Below are 20,369 nucleotides of genomic sequence, written 5' to 3'. Positions count from 1 at the left end.
TCGGGGCCTGCCGCTCGGCCGGCACGGCCTGGGCCAGGACCTGCTGGACCGCGGGCGACAGGGTCCTGGGCAGGGCGAGCGAGATCGTTCCCTGCGCCAGGGCGCGCAGATTGGCGAAGAGCGGGGCAAGGCCGTCCTGTCGCTGCAGCACGGGGCCGAGCAGCGGGCCGGCGACGGCCCGGGCTGTCGCGGCGGCGATCGCAGGAGCAGCCGGGGCCGTGGCAGCCGCCGGCGAGGCCGGGCTGGGCGTGGTGGAGGCCGATGGTGCGGCTCCCGCCGAGGCGGCAGGCGTGGCGGCGGACTGGGCCAGCGGGAGGCCGAGCGTTTGCAGGGCTTGCTGCAGGAAGGCCTGCTGCACCGCTACGGGGGAAGGCGGATGCGCCGCCTGGGGAACTGCCGGCGCGGATGTGGCAACAGGCTGCGACGCAGGGACAGGTGCCGTGGCCGGGACCGCACGCAGCGGGGCGGCTGCCGAGGCGGGCGGCGTAGTTGGCGGCATAGGCGCAGGCGCTTGAGCCGATTGCTGCTGAGATTGTCCGGATGCTGGCGCGCTCGGCGGGCGCACCTCCACCAGCGTTGCGCGCAGGTCGCCGCCGGGCTTCTCGGGCGGATCGAGGCGCAACATCAGCGTCGAGCCGGGTTGCAAGGCCGCCTGTCTCGCCTGCGGACCGGCGAGGACGAGCGCGACCTTGGTCTCGCCGATCATTGCGGTCGCGGTGCCGTCCGGTTCGAGCGAGGCAAGCCGCGCCTGCACCGTCCGGCCAGCCGTCAGCTCTCCGCCGGCGTCGAGCGCCTGCAGCAGGGTGGCGAGGGTCTGGCTCTTGACGAGCTGGGCGAGATTCATCGCGTGGCCTTGTGACGACGCACCACCCTGACACGAAAGATTAAGCATTTCCTTGCCGGCCGGCCGCGTGATGCAGGGCGTGCCTGCGCGCCGGGCGCTGGCCTCTAGCGCCGCGCTGCGGCAGGGTTCGCCAACCCGTTCGAGGATATCAGCCATGGATTACCGCCGTCTCGGCCGCTCCGGCCTCAAGGTCTCGCCGCTCTGCCTGGGCACGATGATGTTCGGCGGGCCGAGCGACGAGCCGACGTCCCGCCGGATCATCGACAGTGCGCGCGAGGCCGGGATCAATTTCATCGATACGGCCGACGTCTATAACGAAGGCCAGTCCGAGGAAGTGACCGGCCGCGCCATTGCCCCCCATCGCTACGACTGGGTGCTGGCGACGAAGGTCGCCAACCCCATGGGCAAGGGGCCGATGAATGGCGGGCTGTCGCGGCGCTGGGTCCTGCGCGCCTGCGAGGACAGCCTGCGCCGGCTCGGCACCGAGACGATCGACATCTACTACCTCCACAAGGAGGACCATACGACGCCGCTGGAGGAGACGGTCCATGCGATCGCCGATCTCGTCCGGCAGGGCAAGATCCGGCATTTCGGCGTATCGAACTACCGCGCCTGGCGGCTCGCCGAGATCTGCCGGCTCTGCGACGAGCTCGCCATCGATCGCCCCGTCGTCAGCCAGCCCTATTACAACGCGATGAACCGCATGCCGGAGGTCGAGCATCTGCCGGCCTGCGGCTATTTCGGGCTCGGCGTCGCCTCCTATTCGCCCCTGGCGCGCGGCGTGCTGACCGCGAAATACGCGCCGGGGCAGGCGCCGGCCGAGGGCACGCGCGCCGGACGCGGCGACCGGCGGATGATGCAGGCGGAATGGCGCGAGGAGAGTCTGATCATCGCCCAGACGATCAAGGATCATGCGGCCCGCAAGGGGCTGACGCCGATCCAATTCGCGGTGCGCTGGGTGCTGAACAACGCCTTCGTCACGGCGGCGATCGCCGGTCCGCGGACCTTCGAGCAGTGGGAGGCCTATCTCGCCGCGCTCGATGCCGGATTCGACGCGGAAGACGAGGCGCTGATCGATCGGCTGGTGCCGGCGGGGCATCCCTCGACGCCGGGCTACAGCGATCCGGCCTATCCGCTGGAAGGTCGCGTCAGCCGCGTTTGAACGTCGCCCATCAGTTCATCATGCAGAAGCCGCCGACCATGACGTCCGTCTGGCACCACGGCTTCTTGCGCCCGGTGTTGGACGAGAGGCGCAAGGGCAGAGGTTCCTCGCGTTGAACGGTCGCGGATGGGAAGGGGACGCGTTCCGGCTGAGCGGTCGCAGCCTGCGCGCGGCTTGCCGCGGCAGCACTTGGCACGACGACCACACGGCTCGTCGTGGCGCTGCGTCCGCCCGTGCGGAACCTGGCTGCTTCGGCCTGGACGGACAGCAAGGTCGCGGTCGCGAGAAGGCAGGTGAGGGTGGCGATGCGGCGCATGAAAGCGGTCTCCCGGTTGCCGACAGGATGCCGCGATCTGCCGCAACGGCAAGGAAAGCCTGGGATCAGCCTCAGCGAGGCGTTAATGCCTGCTCTACTGCCCCGGCAAAACAATCACGGTGGGCTTGGCCGGCAGCGTCGCCTTGCTCAGCGTGATCGTCGGCTGCTCGCGGCGCTCGACCGGCCAGAGGTCCTGTGTCCGGGCGAGGAAGCGGGAGAGCGTGCCGCCGCCGAAGAAATGCATGGGAATCATCACCCGTGCCTGGATCGATTTCAGCACGTCGAGCATGCCGGCCTGGTCGAGCGTATAGCTGCCGTCGACCGGGAAGAGCACGATGTCGACCCGGCCGAGCGCGCGCAGATGGCCGGGCTCCAGCGGGTGATGCAGATGGCCGAGATGGGCGATGCATAGATCGCCGATCTCGAAGACGAAGATCGAGTTGCCGTCGTAATCCGTGCCGCCCTCATAGGTCCGAATATTGGTCGGCACGTTGCGGACGCGAACATCGCCGAGCGTCACGTCGTGATGGGCTGCGCCCTTGCCCTCCGGGTCCCAGCCACGCAGCACCTGCTTGATGCCGGGGTCGGGGCGGTTCGAGTAATGCGTCGAATGCGCCTTGTTCATCGTGGCGATGTCGGGCGTCACCGGCGGGCGGACATAGTCGTTGTAGTCGGTCGCGATCTTCACGCCGCCCGGCGTCTCGATCAGGAAGGTGGCATGGCCGACGAAGGTTAGCCTTGCCTCGTCCTTGGCCAGTTGCACGCGATGGATCGGCAGGCCCAGGCTTGCCATCTCCGGCCGGCAGCCGGGTTCGTTCGACTGGGCGCCGGCATGGGCCGTCGCCAGCAGCGCGAAAGCGAGGCTCGCAAGCAGACGCAACAGGACGGCGGGCAGGCTCATCGGCGGGCTCCGGCATCGTTCAGGCCTGAGAGCTTCCGGCAAAAGCCATGCCGGGGGAAGGGTGCCGGACGTACCGCTACCGCTTTTGTGAAAGGCACCTGCTTCATTGGCAAGCGGTTGCGGGCGGCGCGGTGCACCGCTACATAGCGGCCAGATTTCCCGACATCCCTGTCGCAAGTGTTCGAAAGCGGAGCCCGCTCGCCCCATGTCCCGTCAGTTCATCTACCATATGCGCGGCCTGTCCAAGACCTATCCGGGCGGCAAGCAGGTGCTGAAGGACATCCACCTGTCCTTCTACCCGGATGCCAAGATCGGCGTGCTCGGCGTCAACGGCGCCGGCAAGTCGACCCTGCTCAAGATCATGGCGGGGTTCGACAAGGAATGGACCGGCGAGGCCTGGGTCGCGGAAGGGGCGCGCGTCGGCTACCTGCCGCAGGAGCCGAAGCTGGCGGAGGAATTGACCGTTCGCGAGAACGTCATGCTCGGCGTGGCCCCGCAGAAGGCGATCCTCGACCGCTACAACGAGCTCGCCATGAACTATTCGGACGAGACCGCCGACGAGATGACCAATCTCCAGGACGAGATCGAGGCCAAGGGCCTGTGGGATCTCGATTCCAAGGTCGACCAGGCGATGGACGCGCTGCGCTGCCCACCGGACGACTGGGCCGTCGACAAGCTCTCGGGCGGCGAGCGCCGCCGCGTCGCGATGTGCAAGCTCCTGCTGGAGCAGCCCGAACTGTTGCTGCTCGACGAACCGACCAACCATCTGGACGCCGAGACCACGGCCTGGCTCGAAGGCCACCTGCGGACCTATCCGGGCGCGATCCTGATCGTCACCCACGATCGCTACTTCCTCGACAACGTCACCAGCTGGATCCTCGAGCTCGATCGCGGCCAGGGCATCCCCTACGAGGGCAATTACTCGGCCTGGTCGGTGCAGAAGCAGAAGCGCCTCGCCCAGGAAGGCCGCGAGGACGTTTCGCGCCAGAAGACGCTGGAGCGCGAGGCGGAGTGGATGGCCGCGTCGCCCAAGGCCCGCCAGGCCAAGAGCAAGGCCCGCATCCAGCGCTATGACGAGCTGGTCCAGAAGGCCAACAACAAGGGGCCGGACACCGCCCAGATCATCATCCCGATCGCCGAGCGGCTGGGCAACAACGTCGTCGATTTCGAGGACCTGTCGAAGGGCTTCCAGGACAAGCTCCTGATCGACGGACTGTCCTTCAAGCTGCCGCCGGGCGGCATCGTCGGCGTGATCGGCCCCAACGGCGCCGGCAAGACGACGCTGTTCAAGATGATCACCGGGGTCGAGAAGCCGGATGCCGGCACGATCAAGGTCGGCGAGAGCGTCCAGCTCGGCTATGTCGACCAGAGCCGCGACTCGCTCGACGACAAGAAGAACGTCTGGGAGGAAATCTCCGGCGGCAACGACATCCTCTATCTCGGCAAGCGCGAGATCAATTCCCGCGCCTATTGCTCGGCCTTCAACTTCAAGGGCGGCGACCAGCAGAAGAAGGTCGGCTCGCTCTCGGGTGGTGAGCGCAACCGCGTCCATCTCGCCAAGATGCTGAAGTCCGGCGCCAACCTGCTGCTGCTCGACGAGCCGACCAACGACCTCGACGTCGACACCCTGCGCGCGCTCGAAGAGGCGCTGGAGGATTATGCCGGCTGCGCCGTGATCATCAGCCACGATCGCTGGTTCCTCGACCGCATCGCGACCCATATCCTCGCCTTCGAGGGCGACAGCCATGTCGAGTGGTTCGAGGGCAATTTCGCGGAGTACGAGGAAGACAAGAAGCGCCGCCTCGGCATCGACTCGACCATTCCGAAGCGCATCCAGTACAAGAAGTTCACGCGCTGAGGCTTGATATCCGAATCGAAAAAGCCCCGCGGTGCCGCAAGGTCCGCGGGGCTTTTTTGTTGGCTGGCCCGTGGCCGATGCCGGGTGGGTGGACAGCAGCCGCGCGCCAGCCTCAACTGATGTGCATGCTGACCCTCGACCATCTCACCGTGATCGCTCCGACGCTCGCCGAAGGCGTCGCGCATGTTCGCGAATGCCTTGATCTCGACGTGCCCTTCGGCCAGCGGCACGGCTATATGGGCACCCATAATCATCTGCTGCAGCTCGGTGACATGGTCTATCTGGAGATCGTCGCGCTCGATCCTGACGGCGCGCATCCGGGGCGGGCGCGCTGGTTCGGGCTGGACGAACGGAAGCAGATCCGGCGGGATTGGGATACTGGCCGCCGCTTGCGCGGCTGGGTTGCCCGGACCGACGGGATCGACGATGTGCTGAAGGGCAGGGAGCCGATCTTCGGCCGCAAGGTCGGGCTGCCGTTCGACGCTCCCGCCTTCGATTTCGCCATTCCCGATGACGGCTCGTTGCCCTGGGGCGGAGCGGCTCCCTCGATCATCGACCGGCGCGGCAAGTCGCGGTCGATGGCGACGATCGGCGATCTCGGCGCGCGGCTGCGCGGGTTTTCGCTGGAGCATCCGGAGGCCGCGGCTATCGCGGCGCTGTTGCAGGAGTTGGGGGCCGAGCGGGCGCCTGTCGTCAGCCATGGGCGGCAATTGCGCTATCGCGCGCAGATCGACACGCCTGCAGGGCTCAAGGACCTCTTTTGAGAGAGGGCGGCGCGCCGGCGGGCGGCGATCGCGACGGCTCGCCGTCAGAGCATGCGGGGCTGCGACGCTTTGACATCGCTTGTCACCAAGCTCGCTGCCAGCGTTTTCCCTTCGGAATCAGCGTAATTTAGCCGGAGCTACGAGTGGCAAGCGGGTCCGGTATGCGGTTCTCGTCTGACGACTTAAGTTATGATTAAGGCGGCAGCTCCTAGGAGCAGAGTCGCCTCCAAAGCAATTCCATGCCTTGGACCTGATAAATCCGATCTGGAACGGATCAAGTTATTGATCGTGTTCTTGCTACCATGACGTGAAGGTTGATTATGACTAGTCAGTATATCCAGGGTATGGTGCAGGACGTGAAGGAAGGCGGCCTGTCGCGGCGCTCCTTCATCCAGAAGATGGCGGCGCTGGGCATCACCGCGCCGATCGCGAGCCAGATCCTGGCCTGGAACGATGTCGCGATGGCCAATGCCACGCTCGAATACAAGCCGACCAAGGCCGGCGGCGGCGGGCCGCTCAAGATGCTGCTCTGGCAGGCACCGACGCTGCTGAACCCGCATTTCGCCTCGGGCACCAAGGACCAGATCGCCTCGCGCGTGTTCTACGAGCCGCTCGCCGGCTGGGACAAGGAAGGCAACCTGATCCCGCAGCTCGCGGCCGAAGTCCCGACCAAGGCCAATGGCGGCCTCTCCGAGGACGGCACGACCGTGACCTGGAAGCTGAAGAAGGACGTGAAGTGGCATGACGGCAAGCCGTTCACGGCCGACGACGTCGTCTTCACCTGGGAATATGCCGCCGATCCGGCGACCGCCGCCTACACCACCGGCGCCTACAAGGACATCAAGGTCGAGAAGGTCGACGATCTCACCGTCAAGGTGATCTTCGCCAAGCCGACGCCGTTCTGGGCGGATCCCTTCGTCGGCGTCGCCGGCATGATCATCCCGAAGCACCATTTCGGCGATTACAAGGGCGCCAAGTCGCGCGAGGCTCCGGCCAATCTGAAGCCCGTCGGCACCGGCCCCTACAAGTTCGCCGACTTCAAGCCGGGCGACATCCTGACCGGCACCCGCAACGAGAGCTATCATGTCCAGAATCAGCCGCATTTCGACACGTTCGAGATCAAGGGCGGCGGTGACGCGGTCTCGGCGGCGCGCGCCGTGCTGCAGACCGGCGAATACGACTATGCCTGGGATACGCTGGTCGAGGACGAAGTCCTCAAGCGCATGGAGATCGGCGGCCGCGGCAAGATCAGCGCTGCGCCTGCCGGCGATATCGAGTTCATCACCCTGAACACGACCGATCCGTGGACCGAAGTCGATGGCGAGCGTTCCAACGCCAAGACCAAGCACCCGACCCTGTCGGACCCGAAGGTGCGCGAGGCGATCAACCTGCTGATCGACCGCGACTCGATCCAGAAGTTCATCTATGGCCGCGCCGGCGCCGCCACGGCGAGCTTCGTCAACGAGCCCAAGCAGTTCAAGTCGGAGAAGCTCAAGTACGAGTTCAGCATCGAGAAGGCCAACAAGATCCTCGACGACGCCGGCTGGAAGAAGGGCTCCGACGGCATCCGCGAGAAGGATGGCAAGAAGCTGAAGTACGTCTTCCAGACCTCGATCAATGCTCCGCGCCAGAAGGTGCAGGCCATCATCAAGCAGGCCTGCCAGCGCGCGGGCATCGATATCGAGCTGAAGTCGGTCACCGCCTCGGTGTTCTTCTCGTCGGACGTTGCGAACCCCGACACTTACACCAAGCTCTACACCGACATCGAGATGTACACGACCACGCAGCCGCAGCCCGATCCGGAGCGGTTCCTCAACCAGTTCACCTCCTGGGAAGTCGCCAGCAAGGAGAACAAGTGGCTGGGCCGCAACGTCTCGCGCTACACCGACCCGGCTGCCGACGAGGCCTACAAGGCGGCCCAGAAGGAGCTCGACCCGGCCAAGCGCGCCGCGTACCTGATCAAGGTCAACGAGATCTTCTGCGAGGCCAACGTCATCCTGCCGATCCTGTCGCGCAAGAAGGTGGTCGCCGTGGCGAACAGCATCTCGCACGACCATTCCGGCTGGGACGTCGACACCTGGAACCTCGCGGCCTGGTATCGCACCTGATCCCAAAATAGGCCCTTGCGGAGAGCGATCTCCGCAAGGAAGCCATCGGCCAATGAAAAGGCCCGGCGGATCGTATCCGCCGGGCCTTTTCTATGAATGTTGGCATTGGGCCGCGGTATCAGCTCGCCAGGCGCTTCATTGCCCCGGCGCGGCCGCCGACGAGGATGCGCTCGTCGACTTGCTTGATGTCGCGCAGGCCGCAAAGGGCCATGGTGGTGTCGAGCTCCTTGCGGATGATGTCGAGCGCGGCGGTGACGCCCTGCTCGCCCATGGCGCCGAGCCCGTAAAGGAAGGCGCGGCCGATGAAGGTGCCCTTCGCGCCGAGCGCGACCGCCTTCAGCACGTCCTGGCCCGAGCGGATGCCGCCGTCGAACAGCACCTCGATGCGGTTGCCGACCTGCTCGACGATGCCGGGCAGGGCCTCGATCGAGGACAGCGCGCCGTCGAGCTGGCGGCCGCCATGGTTCGAGACGATCAGGGCATCAGCGCCGCTCTTGGCGGCCATCTCGGCGTCTTCGGCGTCGAGGATGCCTTTCAGAATCAGCTTGCCGCCCCACTGGTCCTTGATCCACTGCACATCGTCCCAGTTCAGCTGCGGGTCGAACTGGCTGGCGGTCCAGGAGGAGAGCGAGGACATGTCGGCGACGCCGGTGACATGGCCGACGATATTGCCGAACTGCCGGCGCGGCGTGTCCAGCATCTTCAGGCACCAGCGCGGCTTGAAGGCGAGGTTGATCAGGTTGGCCAGCGTCGGCTTCGGCGGGGCGGAAAGGCCGTTGCGGATGTCCTTGTGGCGCTGTCCGAGAATCTGCAGGTCGAGCGTCAGCACCAGGGCCGAGCAGCCGGCCGCCTTGGCGCGCTGGATCAGGCGGGCGATGAACTCGCGGTCCTTCATCACATAGAGCTGGAACCAGAACGGCGCGCTGGTGTGGTTCGCGACATCCTCGATCGAGCAGATGCTCATGGTCGAGAGCGTGAAGGGCACGCCGGCCTTGGCGGCGGCCTTGGCGGCGAGGATCTCGCCATCGGCGTGCTGCATGCCGGTGAGGCCGGTGGGCGCGAGCGCGACCGGCATCGTGACCGGCTGGCCGATCATCTCGCTGGCCAGCGAGCGGTTGGTCATGTCGACGGCGACGCGCTGGCGCAGCTTCACCTTGGCGAAGTCGGTCTCGTTGGCGCGGTAGGTGCCCTCGGTCCAGGCGCCGGAATCGGCGTAGTCGTAGAACATGCGCGGGACGCGGCGCTTGGCCATGCGGCGCAGGTCTTCGATGGTCAGGGGCTGGGCCATGTCTCGTCTCGCCGTTGGCGTCGGTCTTGTCCTCCAGGCTTGCTCGCATGATGCCGGGCAGGGCGCAACCATCCTGCCGCACGGAGGGCCTGCGTCAGGAGATCGCCATGTAGCGGCCGGGCTTGTGGTTCATGCCGAGGATGGCGTTGAGGACGAGCGTGCCGAGCAGCGACAGGGCGACCTTGTCGGGCGGCAGCACGAAGAGCGCGGCGGCGAAGATGGCCGCGTCGATGCCGAGCTGGACCCAGCCGGCGCGCAGGCCGCGACGCTCCTGCAGATAGAGCGCGAGGATGTTGACGCCGCCGATCGCGGTGCGGTGGCGCGCCAGCGCCAGCAGGCCGAGCCCCATCGCGACGCCGCCGGCGATGGCGGCATAGAGCGGCGCCACGGCCTCGATGCGGAACCAGCCGGGTGTCGCCCAGACAAAAACCGAGACCAGGCCGACGGCGGCGAAGGTGCGCAGCGTGAAGGGCAGGCCCATCCGCCGGAAGGCGAGCCAGTAGAAGGGCAGGTTGATGACGAAGAAGAGCAGGCTGAAATCGGCCCCCGTGGCGAATTGCAGCAACAGGGCGAGCCCGGCGGCACCGCCGGTCAGCACCGTCGCCTTGGCAAAGAGCACGATGCCGAAGCTGATCATCAGCGTGCCCAGGGGCAGGGCGATGAGATCCTCGTAGAAGCGGTGCTGTTGAGGCCTGGCGGTGGCGGCGGTCTGGGACATGGCGAGGCCTGTATCGGCTGGCGGCTTCCGGCGCCAGAGCGCAAGCAATGATCGGGCCGGATGCCATCATCCGCTGTGGCGGGCCGGCAACCCGCCGCTCGTGGCGGCCGCACGAACCCTATGGTTTCATCAGTTGATGCGCAGGATTGGCGGCCCCAGGACGGTGCGCCCCAGGTTGAAGATCGCCGAACGCGGCACCCATGACGTGCGTGGACGCTACGTCGTCGGGCCGTCGAAATCGAAATCTAGCTGGCGGTCTCTTTGCAGTGCGATGCGAAAACACGGATCACGTTGACAAAATCTTGACAGGCGGAAGGAGGCTTGCCTGTCCTTTCATCTCGACAACGCTCGGTTTTCGGTCAATCCTTCCCTTGCCGGCATAGGAGCCATGCGCTCAGTGCTGGTGAGTGACGCTTTGGCTTCGAGGAATGTGGCGATGGCGACCGGAACCGTGAAATGGTTCAATACTGAGAAGGGGTTCGGCTTCATTCAACCGGCAGATGGCGGCAAGGATGTGTTCGTTCACATCACGGCCGTCAAGGAAGCCGGCATGATGACGCTGACGGAAGGACAGAAGGTTTCGTTCGAGCTGAAGACCGAGCGCGGCAAGACGGCCGCGGGCGATCTGAAGGTGCTCTGAGACACTCTGTCATCGTGAGGTTCGCCTGCCACACGGGCGGGTCGCTGGCGGACATGCGCTGAAAATGACGACCGGACCGGCATTTCCCGCTGCCTGTCCGGCGGTGTTGCCCTGTTGACCTGAAGAACGTGCCGAAAGCCCCGTCCAGGCCCGTGCCTGCGGGGTTTTCGGATTTGAGCATCCGAGGGATGCGCGGAGCCTAGCGGCGTTCGCAGTCGACGGCGGCGTGCCGATGTCGTTGCGATGTCGATGGTGTCGAACAGCGACGACCTCGCGCTGCCCGGCTCCGCGCACGGGTATCTGGTGGTCTGCTCCGCTTGGACGCCTGGCGAGGGCAGAGGTCTGCCTGTTGGGCTTGTGTGAAGCCGGCTTTTTCGCGCGATCGCATCGGATGGCTCCGATGCGATCATGAAGAGATCGATCGCCGTTTTCGCGTCCTATCGGACGCGCGGCGATCGAGCGAGCCCGCAACGGCCCGGGACACGAAACCCGCAATCCCCTCCGGCCCACGATGCCTCGCGAAGCCCCCCCCGGTCGGATGGGACGCGTGCAGGATAGGCATGGCCGGTCAGGCCGGGGATAAGTTCGGGGGCAGGTTGTGGGCCTCGTTTCGCCTTCCCCGTTATTTGAATTAAGCCGATATGGGCGATCGGACAGGTTCGTAAGAAAGCGACCTGAATCTCTGGCGGCGGCCGGAATGGGTCGAGAGCAGTCATATTTTCAGTTACGCTCTCTGGACGAGCAGCCGAATCTCAAGCCATGAAAGGAGGTCGCTATGGAGCCGAAGAAGAAATGGCTTTCCAGAAAGAGCAGATTTTTCCCCGGTTCTTTTGGACAACGGCAATCGTAGCTTCGTCTTTCGCCTTACTATTACACAATTTTGGAATGGATAGAGGATATGTAACGATAGTTACGCTTGTTTCAGCCTATCTGATTCGAGCTATATTGGACGTCGCCTTTAAGAAGAAGTCATGATATTGACTCGAAACGTGGCAAACCAGACGATTTTACTTACTGTATCTGCCATGTCCACAATGGGTCGGAAGCGGGCCTAGTCAGTATGCTTCCTCTTTCGATCCCACCGGCCGCTGAGTTTACACCCGCCAAGCTGAAGCACATCCACAACAGGAAGCTCGATCTGACATTCCAACAAAGGTGACGGACTTGGCCACCCCTCGTCAGGGAAGCCGAGGAGTTCCAGAGGACCGCTTCTTCCAGTTCGGTAAAGACCGGTGGTCTCAAAACCCTCGAACCTGTTCCCTACAGTCAGCCGCAAACGCGATTCCGGTCCGAAGCACAGCTCTCGAAGCGTTGCCCCTTCGGCTAGACCCCAGCACCAGCCAGCCAATCCCTGGATGCCCTTCTTTTTCTTCGCAGCCATGGCGTAGTCGGCCGATAGGATTGCGCTTGCCGTTAGGCAGGGCATCGCAAATAGCAGTGCCCAGAATATTGTCCGCTTATGCATTTTTGACGCTCGAGAACCTATCGGTTCGACAGCCCAATGCATGCACGAATGCGGCAAAGCCGATAGCCTAACAAGATTCTGAAAGGTCGGCGAAGGGCCAGAAGCAGACCACGGCGGGGCTGCCCGTAAGGTCTGCTTCCGAGGGCCGGGCGATCACGCCGGCGCAGCAACCATCCGGGGCTCACGATCTTCGCGCACGAGCAGGACTGCGAGCGCAGCCAGGATGCAAAGGACGCCGGCAATGAAGAATGCCGGGAGGTAGCTCGCATAGAAGGTCCGGGTGAAGCCTCCGCCCCATGCCGCGAAAGCAGCCCCCAGCTGATGCCCGGCAAAGACCCATCCGAACACGAGATTTGCGCGATCGCCGAACCGGTCCGCGGCCAATTTCACGGTCGGCGGCACGGTTGCGACCCAGTCCAACCCGTAAAACACTGCGAAAATCGAAAGCTCGTAGAAGTTGAACGACGTGAATGGCAGATAGATCAGAGACAAGCCGCGTAGGCCGTAATACCAGAACAGAAGCTTGCGGCTGTCGAAGCGATCGGAAAGCCATCCCGATGCAACGGTGCCGGCGAAATCGAATATTCCGATGATCGCAAGCATGCCTGCCGCTGCGACGGGCAAAATGCCGAAGTCTCCGCACAGCGACACGAAATGGGTTTGCACGAGCCCGTTGGTGCTCGCGCCACACACAAAGAAAGTTCCAAACAGAACCCAGAAGATGCGAGAGCGCGCGGCGTCACGAAGCGCGACGATGGGGGACTTCATCATCGTGCTGAAGTCGGTCGGCGCCGCGGCGGCCTGGGCGGGGCCGGCTGCCCCATAGGGCGACAACCCGATGTCGGACGGCCGGTCGCGCATCAAGACGAGAACCACGGCCGCTGCCAACAGCAGCATGCCGAGGATCAAGGTCAGAGCGCTGCGCCAACCCAGATTCTCCGACAGCGAGGCCAGCAGTGGCAAGAACAGGAGCTGTCCTGTCGCGGTGCTCGCCGTCAGGAGACCGATGACGAGACCCCGCCGGGCAGAAAACCAGCGCGTGGCCACGGTCGCACCCAAAACCATCGCCGTCAGGCCGGTTCCGAAGCCGACGACGACGCCCCAGAGGAGAAAGAGCTGCCAGATCTCCGTCATGACGAAGGAACCCAAAACACCGGCTGCAATCAGGCTGAGCGCAACCGACGCCACGCGCCTGACGCCGAAGCGATTCATGAAAGCGGCAGCGAATGGCCCCATCAGGCCGAAGAGCACTAGCCGCACGGCAAATGCCGACGAGATGTCAGCGGCCGACCAACCAAATTCCTTTTGGAGCGGGCCGATCAGAACGCCGGGAGCGCCAACAGCGCCCGCCGTCACGAGCATCGTCAGGAAAGCGACACCCGCGACTACCCAACCATAGTGAATGCCGCGCTTGGCGAAGAACGCCGGGAGGGCTTGGCCTGGCGCTGAAACGATGGAGGACATTGCTATTCCGATCTGCGGGCGTATGCCCGCGTTGGCGCAAATTCAAAGTAGCTGGTTGAGTTCCTGCAGGATTCGAATGCGGTCCGCGCCGATCCTGGCCGTTATGGCGTCCTGTGAGCCTTCCCAGGCCGGCTCTGCCGCTCGCAAAACGGTCATGCCGCGTTCGGTCAGTGAAACCGCTGCCTCGCGCTGATCGGTGCCGCGACTTGTGAGAACGAGATCCTGTTTCTGCAGGACGCGGATGTTCCGCCCCATCGTCGAGCGGTCGAGTTCGAGAAGCCGGGCAAGCTCCGTCAGGCTGACCGGTTGCCGGCGCTCGATATTTCGAAGCAGCGCGAACTGGGCGATGTTGATGCCGTGAGGAGCCAGTGCAGCGTCGTACAGCGCCGCGAGCTTGCGGTTGGTCTTCCGCATGAGAGTGCAGTGGCAGGTTAGATTGCTCATTGCGGGCATATGCCCGTATCTGGCGAGTCTGTCAATGAACAAGGCGCTTGTGCGCGCTTCATCGTGTCCGGGGTAATGGGGTTGGGCTGGAAATGGGATTGTAGACGAAATACGAGCCTAACGGATGAGTGACCGCATGCTCCCCGGCGGGAGGTGCCGGGGCGGCCCGCTGCTCGGTCGTTGGCGCCGGAAGGTCAGGCGGTTTCATCCGCCTCGGCTTCGCCAAACGATCCTCTCCCCGCTAATGGGAGCTGAAGAAGCCTCCGTCCTGTTTTCCGCACGACAATCCGCTTGCACGAACGGCTCGTTTGATATAAAGATATCTTTATATCTTTTTCCTTGTCGACAGAGGACGCCAGCGCGTGCGGCAGCCGACGACATTGTCTTCCGATGTGCTTCTCGCGGGTCTCAGGGCCGCCGGCGAGGAGACGCGGCTGCGCATTCTCGCGCTGCTCTCCGAGGGGGAGCTCTCGGTCTCCGATCTCACCGATATCCTCGGCCAGTCGCAGCCGCGCATCTCGCGCCATCTCAAGCTCTTGGCCGAGGCCGGGCTGGTTCGGCGCTCGCGCGAGGGCGCCTGGGCCTTCTTCCGGCTCGACGAGACCGGACCGGGCGGGGCCTTCGCCGCGTCGCTCGCCGCCTGGCTCGACCTCAGCGATCCGGTGCTCGCGGCCGATCGCGAGCGGCTCGCCGCGGTTCGGGCGACCCGGGCCGAGGCTGCGCAGAGCTATTTCGCCAGTGTCGCGCGTGACTGGGACCGGTTGCGCGGCCTGCATGTGCCCGACCATGCCGTCGAGGCTGCGGTCGAAGAAGCGGTCGGCGAGGGCACGCCCGGCGCCATGCTCGATCTCGGCACCGGCACGGGGCGGATGCTGGAGCGGATCGCGCCGAAATTCGGCCGCGCCGTCGGCGTCGATGCCAACCATGCGATGCTGGCGGTCGCGCGGGCCAATCTGGAGCGGGCGGGGCTGTCGCGGGTCGAGCTGCGGCAGGGCGACATCTACGCGCTGCCCTTCGCGCGCGGCTCCTTCGACCTCGTCGTGATCCATCAGGTTCTGCATTTCCTCGACGATCCCGGCCGGGCGGTGCGCGAGGCCGCTGCCATGCTGGCGCCCGGCGGGCGCCTGATCGTCGTCGATTTCGCGCCGCACGAGATGGAGTTCCTGCGGACCGAGCATGCGCATCGCCGGCTCGGCTTCTCCCGCCAGCAGATCGCGGCCTGGTTCAGCGAAGCCGGCCTGTCCTGCGATCTCTCCCGTGAAGTCACCCTTGCCGATGGCGGCTCGGGCCAGCTCCCGGTCATGCTCTGGCGTGGCCGCGACCGGCGCGTCCAGGCCGATCCGCCGGTCCGCACGATCAATCTCGAGGTTGCGTGATGAATGCTTTCCGCCCCAGCCGCCACGGCTCGCGCCGCCCGCGCGTCTCCTTCGAGTTCTTCCCGCCGAGGACGGAGGAGATGGAGGTCGCGCTGTGGGACAGCGTGCGCCGGCTCGAACCGCTCGGCCCCAGCTTCGTGTCCGTGACCTATGGCGCCGGCGGCTCCACTCGCGAGCGCACCCACGCAACCGTCAAGCGCATGGTCGAGGAGACCGGGCTGAAGCCGGCCGCGCATCTCACCTGCGTCTCGGCCTCGAAGGCCGAAATCGACGAGGTGATCCGCTCCTATTGGGATGCCGGCGTGCGCCATGTCGTGGCGCTGCGCGGCGATCCGGCCGGGGGGCTCGGCACGGCTTATGAGCCGCACCCGGACGGCTATCACCAGACCTCGGACCTCGTGGCCGGCCTGAAGCGGATCGGCGATTTCGAGGTGACGGTCTCGGCCTATCCGGAGAAGCACCCGGAAGCGGCCTCGCTCGATGCCGATATCGATGCGCTCAAGAAGAAGGTCGATGCGGGCGCGACCCGGGCGATCACCCAGTTCTTCTTCGATAACGACGTCTATTTCCGCTATCTCGACAGGGTCCGCGCTGCTGGCATTGAAATCCCGATCCTGCCCGGCATCGTGCCGGTGCAGAATTTCAAGCAGACCGCCAATTTCGCCCGCAAGACCGGCGCCAGCGTGCCGCAATGGCTGGCCGACCGCTTCGAGGGGCTGGAGGACGATGTCGCGACGCGCCGACTCGTCGCGGCTGCCGTCTGCGCCGAGCAGGTGCTCGACCTGATCGACCGCGGCGCCACCGACCTGCATTTCTACACGATGAACAAGGCCGACCTTGTCTATGCTATCTGCCATCTCGTCGGCCTGAAGCCCGAGAAGCCGGCGGCGCAGGCCGTGGCGGCGGAGTAAGCCTATGTCCGACTTCATTCCCGCTCCCGTCGACGGCGCCGAGATCGAGCGCTCGCTACGCCAGGCCGCGCAAGAGCGCATCCTCGTGCTCGACGGCGCGATGGGCACGCAGATCCAGGACCTGAAGCTTTCGGAAGCGGATTTCCGCGGCGAGCGCTTCAAGGGCTTCAACCACGATCTCAAGGGCAATAACGACATCATTGCGCTGACCCAGCCGGAGGCGCTGCGCGACATCCATCTCGCCTATTTCCGGGCGGGGGCCGATATCGTCGAGACCAACACCTTCTCGGGCACCTCGATCGCCCAGGCCGATTACGGTATGGAGGCGATCGTCTATGAGCTGAACGTGGAGTGCTCGCGGCTCGCCCGCGAGGCGGCGATGATCGCCGAGAAGGAAGACGGGCGCCGCCGTTTCGTGGCCGGGGCGATCGGCCCGACCAACCGCACGCTCTCGATCTCGCCCGACGTCAATAATCCCGGCTTCCGCGCCGTGACCTTCGATCAGGTGCGTGATTCCTATGCCGAGCAGGTCAGGGGCCTGATCGATGGCGGCTCGGAATTGCTGCTGATCGAGACGATCTTCGACACGCTCAACGCCAAGGCCGCGATCGTCGCGATCGAGCAGGTCTATCGCGAGAAGGGCCTGCGCCTGCCGGTGATGATCTCCGGCACGATCACCGATCTCTCGGGCCGCACGCTTTCCGGCCAGACGGTCGAGGCGTTCTGGAACGCCGTGCGCCATGCAGCCCCACTGACGATCGGCCTCAATTGCGCGCTCGGCGCGCGCGAGATGCGGGCGCATATCAAGGACATGTCGCGCATCGCAGATACGCTGGTCTGCGCCTATCCGAATGCCGGCCTGCCCAACGAATTCGGCCTCTATGACGAACGGCCGGAAGCCACGGCCAAGATGCTGGCCGAGTTCACTGACGCCGGCTTCGTCAACATGGTCGGCGGCTGCTGTGGCACGACGCCGGACCATATCCGCGCCATCGCCGAGGCCGTTGCCGGCAAGGCGCCGCGCCGGGCCCCCGAGGTAAAGCCCTATCTCAGGCTGGCAGGGCTGGAGCCCTTCACGCTCGACGAGACCATTCCCTTCGTGAACGTGGGCGAGCGGACGAACGTCACCGGCTCGGCGAAGTTCAGGAAGCTGATCACGGCCGGCGACTATGCCGCTGCGCTCGACGTGGCGCGCGACCAAGTCGCCAATGGCGCGCAGGTCATCGACATCAACATGGACGAGGGCCTGCTCGATTCCGAGAAGGCGATGACCGAGTTCTGCAACCTGATCGCCTCGGAGCCGGATATCTCGCGCGTTCCGATCATGGTCGACTCGTCGAAATTCCCGGTGATCGAGGCCGGCCTTAAGACCATCCAGGGCAAGCCGATCGTCAACTCGATCTCGATGAAGGAGGGCGAGGAAGCCTTCCTCGAGCAGGCGCGGATCTGCCGGCAATATGGCGCGGCGGTCGTCGTAATGGCCTTCGACGAGGTCGGCCAGGCCGACACGTTCCAGCGCAAGATCGAAATCTGCACGCGCGCCTACAAGCTGCTGACCGAGACCATCGGCTTCCCGCCCGAGGATATCATCTTCGACCCGAACATCTTCGCGGTGGCGACGGGCATCGAGGAGCACGACAACTACGGCAACGACTTTATCGAGGCGACCAAGGCGATCCGCGAGACCTTGCCGCATGCCCATATCTCGGGCGGCGTCTCGAACCTGTCCTTCTCGTTCCGCGGCAACGAGAAGGTCCGCGAAGCGATGCACTCCGTGTTCCTCTACCACGCCATCAAGGCGGGGATGGACATGGGCATCGTCAATGCGGGCCAGCTCGGATCCTATGACGATCTCGACCCGGAGCTGCGCGAGCTCTGCGAGGACGTTGTCCTCAATCGCCGCAAGGATTCGACCGAGCGGCTGCTGGAGGCCGCGCCGCGCTTCAAGGGCGACGGGTCGGTCGCAGCCTCGGGCAAGGACCTCGCCTGGCGCGAACTACCGGTCGAGAAGCGGCTGGAGCATGCGTTGGTCGCCGGGATCACCGAGTTCATCGACGTCGATACCGAGGAAGCACGGCAGCGGGCCGAGAAGCCGCTGCATGTGATCGAGGGCCCGCTGATGGCGGGCATGAACGTGGTCGGCGACCTGTTCGGCTCGGGCAAGATGTTCCTGCCGCAAGTGGTGAAGTCCGCCCGCGTCATGAAGCAAGCCGTCGCTTATCTGATGCCTTACATGGAGGAGGAGAAGCGCCTGAACGGCGGCTCCGAGCGCTCGGCCGCCGGCAAGGTGCTGATGGCGACGGTGAAGGGCGATGTCCACGACATCGGCAAGAACATCGTCGGCGTCGTGCTCCAGTGCAACAATTACGAGGTGATCGACCTCGGCGTGATGGTGCCGACCCAGAAGATCCTGGAGACGGCACGCCGGGAAAATGTCGACATCATCGGCCTGTCCGGCCTGATCACGCCCTCGCTCGACGAGATGGTGACCGTGGCCTCCGAGATGGAGCGCGAGGGTTTCGATATCCCCTTGCTGATCGGCGGGGCGACGACGAGCCGCGTCCATACGGCGGTGAAGATCCACCCGGCCTACAACGCGGGCCAGACGGTGCATGTGAACGACGCCTCGCGAGCCGTCGGCGTGGTGTCGAGCCTGCTCTCGTCGGAGCAGAAGCCAGCTTACGTAGCCGGCGTGCAGGCGGAATATGCCAAGGTCGCCGAGGCGCATCGCCGCTCGGAGGCCGACAAGCAGCGCCTGCCGCTGGCCAAGGCGCGCGCCAACGCCTTCAAGACGGATTGGGCGAGCTATACACCGCCGAAGCCGAGCTTCCTGGGTACACGGACCTTCCGCACCTACGACATCGCCGACCTCGTGCCGGTGATCGACTGGACGCCGTTCTTCCAGACCTGGGAATTGAAGGGCCGCTACCCGGCGATCCTGCAGGACGAGAAGCAGGGCGAGGCGGCGCGCGCGCTCTGGGACGATGCGCAGGCGATGCTGAAGCGCATCGTCGAGGAGCGCTGGTTCAACCCGAAGGCGGTGATCGGCTTCTGGCCGGCCAATGCCGTCGGCGACGATATCCGCCTCTATACCGGCGAGAGCCGGCAGGACGAACTCGCGACCTTCCATGGCCTGCGCCAGCAGCTCTCCAAGCGCGACGGCAAGCCGAACATGTGCCTGTCCGATTTCGTCGCGCCGGAAGGCGTGGCGCCGGACTATATCGGCACCTTTGTGGTCACGGCGGGCGCCGAGGAAGAGCGCATCTCCGAGAAGTTCGCGCGCGACAACGACGATTACCGCTCGATCATGGTCAAGGCGCTGGCGGACCGCTTCGCCGAGGCTTTCGCCGAGCGGATGCACCAGCTCGTCCGCAAGGAGTTCTGGGGCTACGCGCCGGACGAGGCCTTCTCGAACGAGGATCTGATCCGCGAGGAATATCAAGGCATCCGCCCGGCGCCGGGTTATCCGGCCCAGCCCGACCATACCGAGAAGGAGACCCTGTTCCGGCTGCTGGAGGCCGAGCGCCGCGTCGGCGTGAAGCTGACCGAGAGCTATGCGATGTGGCCGGGCTCCTCGGTCTCCGGCCTCTATTTCGCGCATCCGGAGGCCTACTACTTCGGCGTCGCCAAGGTCGAGCGCGACCAGGTTGAGGATTATGCCCGGCGCAAGGGCATGAGCATCGAGGAGGTCGAACGCTGGCTCGCGCCGATCCTCAACTACGACACGGCTGCCTATCGCCTGCAGGCGGCGGAGTAGTTGCGTTGCCTGGAGGAGCGACACCGCACCTCCAGCCCTCATCCTGAAGAGCAAGCGCAGCTTGCGTCTCGAAGGATGGTCCAGATCGTTCCGGAGCCTCTTGAAACATCGTTCGGGACGCCGTTCTTTCAGAACGGCTCCTCAGGATGAGGCTCGGGGGAATTCCTGTGACGACGACTGACGAGGCCAGGATCATCCGCAAGGCCGAGGCGGCGGATTTGCCGCTCATCCATGCCATCCGCATGGCCGTGCGCGAGAACGTCCTGAGCGATCCCTCGAAGGTGACGGCCGCGGATATCGCCTGGTATCGCGAGCAGGCGATCTTCCTCGTCGCGGAAAGTGCGGGCGAGGTC

Annotated in this window: 14 protein-coding genes and 2 pseudogenes; 9 read left to right on the top strand and 7 right to left on the bottom strand. The window is 65.0% G+C overall.

Annotated features, from left to right (window positions below):
• Positions 1-1,000: pseudogene (locus JHD80_RS21935) on the bottom strand (hypothetical protein); the annotation flags it as partial.
• Between JHD80_RS21935 and JHD80_RS21930 the strand changes: the two are divergent.
• Complete coding sequence (locus JHD80_RS21930) at positions 999-2,006, top strand: aldo/keto reductase (RefSeq protein WP_199091793.1); 1,008 nt, start codon at positions 999-1,001, stop codon at positions 2,004-2,006. The pseudogene JHD80_RS21935 and the gene JHD80_RS21930 overlap by 2 nt on opposite strands.
• Positions 2,007-2,016: 10 nt before the next feature.
• Here the strand turns inward: JHD80_RS21930 and JHD80_RS21925 are convergent, their stop codons facing one another.
• Both JHD80_RS21925 and JHD80_RS21920 read right to left on the bottom strand, forming a co-directional pair.
• Positions 2,017-2,322, bottom strand: a complete 306-nt coding sequence (locus JHD80_RS21925) for a hypothetical protein (RefSeq protein ID WP_199091791.1) — start codon at positions 2,320-2,322, stop codon at positions 2,017-2,019.
• Between the two features lie 94 nt (positions 2,323-2,416).
• Positions 2,417-3,223, bottom strand: coding sequence for an MBL fold metallo-hydrolase (locus tag JHD80_RS21920; protein WP_199091790.1), 807 nt, complete (start codon positions 3,221-3,223; stop codon positions 2,417-2,419).
• A 205-nt stretch (positions 3,224-3,428) separates the two neighbouring features.
• Here JHD80_RS21920 and ettA point away from each other — a divergent pair, with 205 nt between their 5' ends.
• The 3 genes from ettA to JHD80_RS21905 all read left to right on the top strand — a co-directional run bounded on the left by ettA (position 3,429) and on the right by JHD80_RS21905 (position 7,953).
• The gene (gene ettA, locus JHD80_RS21915) at positions 3,429-5,081 is read left to right on the top strand and encodes an energy-dependent translational throttle protein EttA (RefSeq protein WP_199091788.1); all 1,653 of its coding nucleotides are present in this window, start codon (positions 3,429-3,431) and stop codon (positions 5,079-5,081) included.
• Positions 5,082-5,206: 125 nt separating this feature from the next.
• Complete coding sequence (locus JHD80_RS21910) at positions 5,207-5,845, top strand: VOC family protein (protein WP_199091785.1); 639 nt, start codon at positions 5,207-5,209, stop codon at positions 5,843-5,845.
• A 320-nt stretch (positions 5,846-6,165) separates the two neighbouring features.
• On the top strand, positions 6,166-7,953 hold the full coding sequence (locus tag JHD80_RS21905) for a peptide ABC transporter substrate-binding protein (protein WP_199091784.1): 1,788 nt from the start codon (positions 6,166-6,168) through the stop codon (positions 7,951-7,953).
• Positions 7,954-8,071: 118 nt separating this feature from the next.
• Here JHD80_RS21905 and JHD80_RS21900 read toward each other — a convergent pair whose 3' ends face one another.
• Both JHD80_RS21900 and JHD80_RS21895 read right to left on the bottom strand, forming a co-directional pair.
• Positions 8,072-9,241, bottom strand: a complete 1,170-nt coding sequence (locus JHD80_RS21900; RefSeq protein WP_199091783.1) for an alpha-hydroxy acid oxidase — start codon at positions 9,239-9,241, stop codon at positions 8,072-8,074.
• A 94-nt stretch (positions 9,242-9,335) separates the two neighbouring features.
• The gene (locus JHD80_RS21895; RefSeq protein ID WP_199091781.1) at positions 9,336-9,959 is read right to left on the bottom strand and encodes a YitT family protein; all 624 of its coding nucleotides are present in this window, start codon (positions 9,957-9,959) and stop codon (positions 9,336-9,338) included.
• Between the two features lie 436 nt (positions 9,960-10,395).
• Here JHD80_RS21895 and JHD80_RS21890 point away from each other — a divergent pair, with 436 nt between their 5' ends.
• Positions 10,396-10,599, top strand: coding sequence for a cold-shock protein (locus JHD80_RS21890; RefSeq protein ID WP_199091797.1), 204 nt, complete (start codon positions 10,396-10,398; stop codon positions 10,597-10,599).
• 1,618 nt (positions 10,600-12,217) lie between these two features.
• Here JHD80_RS21890 and JHD80_RS21885 read toward each other — a convergent pair.
• Both JHD80_RS21885 and JHD80_RS21880 read right to left on the bottom strand, forming a co-directional pair.
• A complete protein-coding gene (locus JHD80_RS21885; protein WP_248311714.1) occupies positions 12,218-13,528 on the bottom strand; it encodes an MFS transporter in 1,311 nt (436 codons plus the stop codon).
• Positions 13,529-13,570: 42 nt separating this feature from the next.
• On the bottom strand, positions 13,571-13,942 hold the full coding sequence (locus JHD80_RS21880) for a MarR family winged helix-turn-helix transcriptional regulator (protein ID WP_465246547.1): 372 nt from the start codon (positions 13,940-13,942) through the stop codon (positions 13,571-13,573).
• Between the two features lie 392 nt (positions 13,943-14,334).
• On the opposite strand from JHD80_RS21880, the gene JHD80_RS21875 reads away from it, so the two are divergent.
• The 4 genes and pseudogenes from JHD80_RS21875 to JHD80_RS21860 all read left to right on the top strand — a co-directional run.
• The gene (locus JHD80_RS21875) at positions 14,335-15,348 is read left to right on the top strand and encodes a metalloregulator ArsR/SmtB family transcription factor (protein ID WP_199091777.1); all 1,014 of its coding nucleotides are present in this window, start codon (positions 14,335-14,337) and stop codon (positions 15,346-15,348) included.
• Positions 15,348-16,259, top strand: coding sequence for a methylenetetrahydrofolate reductase [NAD(P)H] (gene metF, locus JHD80_RS21870; protein ID WP_199091775.1), 912 nt, complete (start codon positions 15,348-15,350; stop codon positions 16,257-16,259). The genes JHD80_RS21875 and metF overlap by 1 nt, the downstream gene beginning before the upstream one ends.
• 4 nt (positions 16,260-16,263) lie before the next feature.
• Entirely contained in the window at positions 16,264-20,016 is a 3,753-nt protein-coding gene (gene metH / locus JHD80_RS21865) for a methionine synthase (RefSeq protein ID WP_199091773.1), read from the top strand.
• A gap of 167 nt (positions 20,017-20,183) precedes the next feature.
• Positions 20,184-20,369, top strand: a pseudogene (locus JHD80_RS21860) (hypothetical protein); the annotation flags it as partial.

The organism is Allobosea sp. ASV33 (assembly GCF_016428755.1).
GTDB lineage: Bacteria > Pseudomonadota > Alphaproteobacteria > Rhizobiales > Beijerinckiaceae > Allobosea.
The sequence above is the reverse complement of the archived record's forward strand: the minus strand, read 5'-3'. Positions and strand labels throughout refer to the sequence as shown.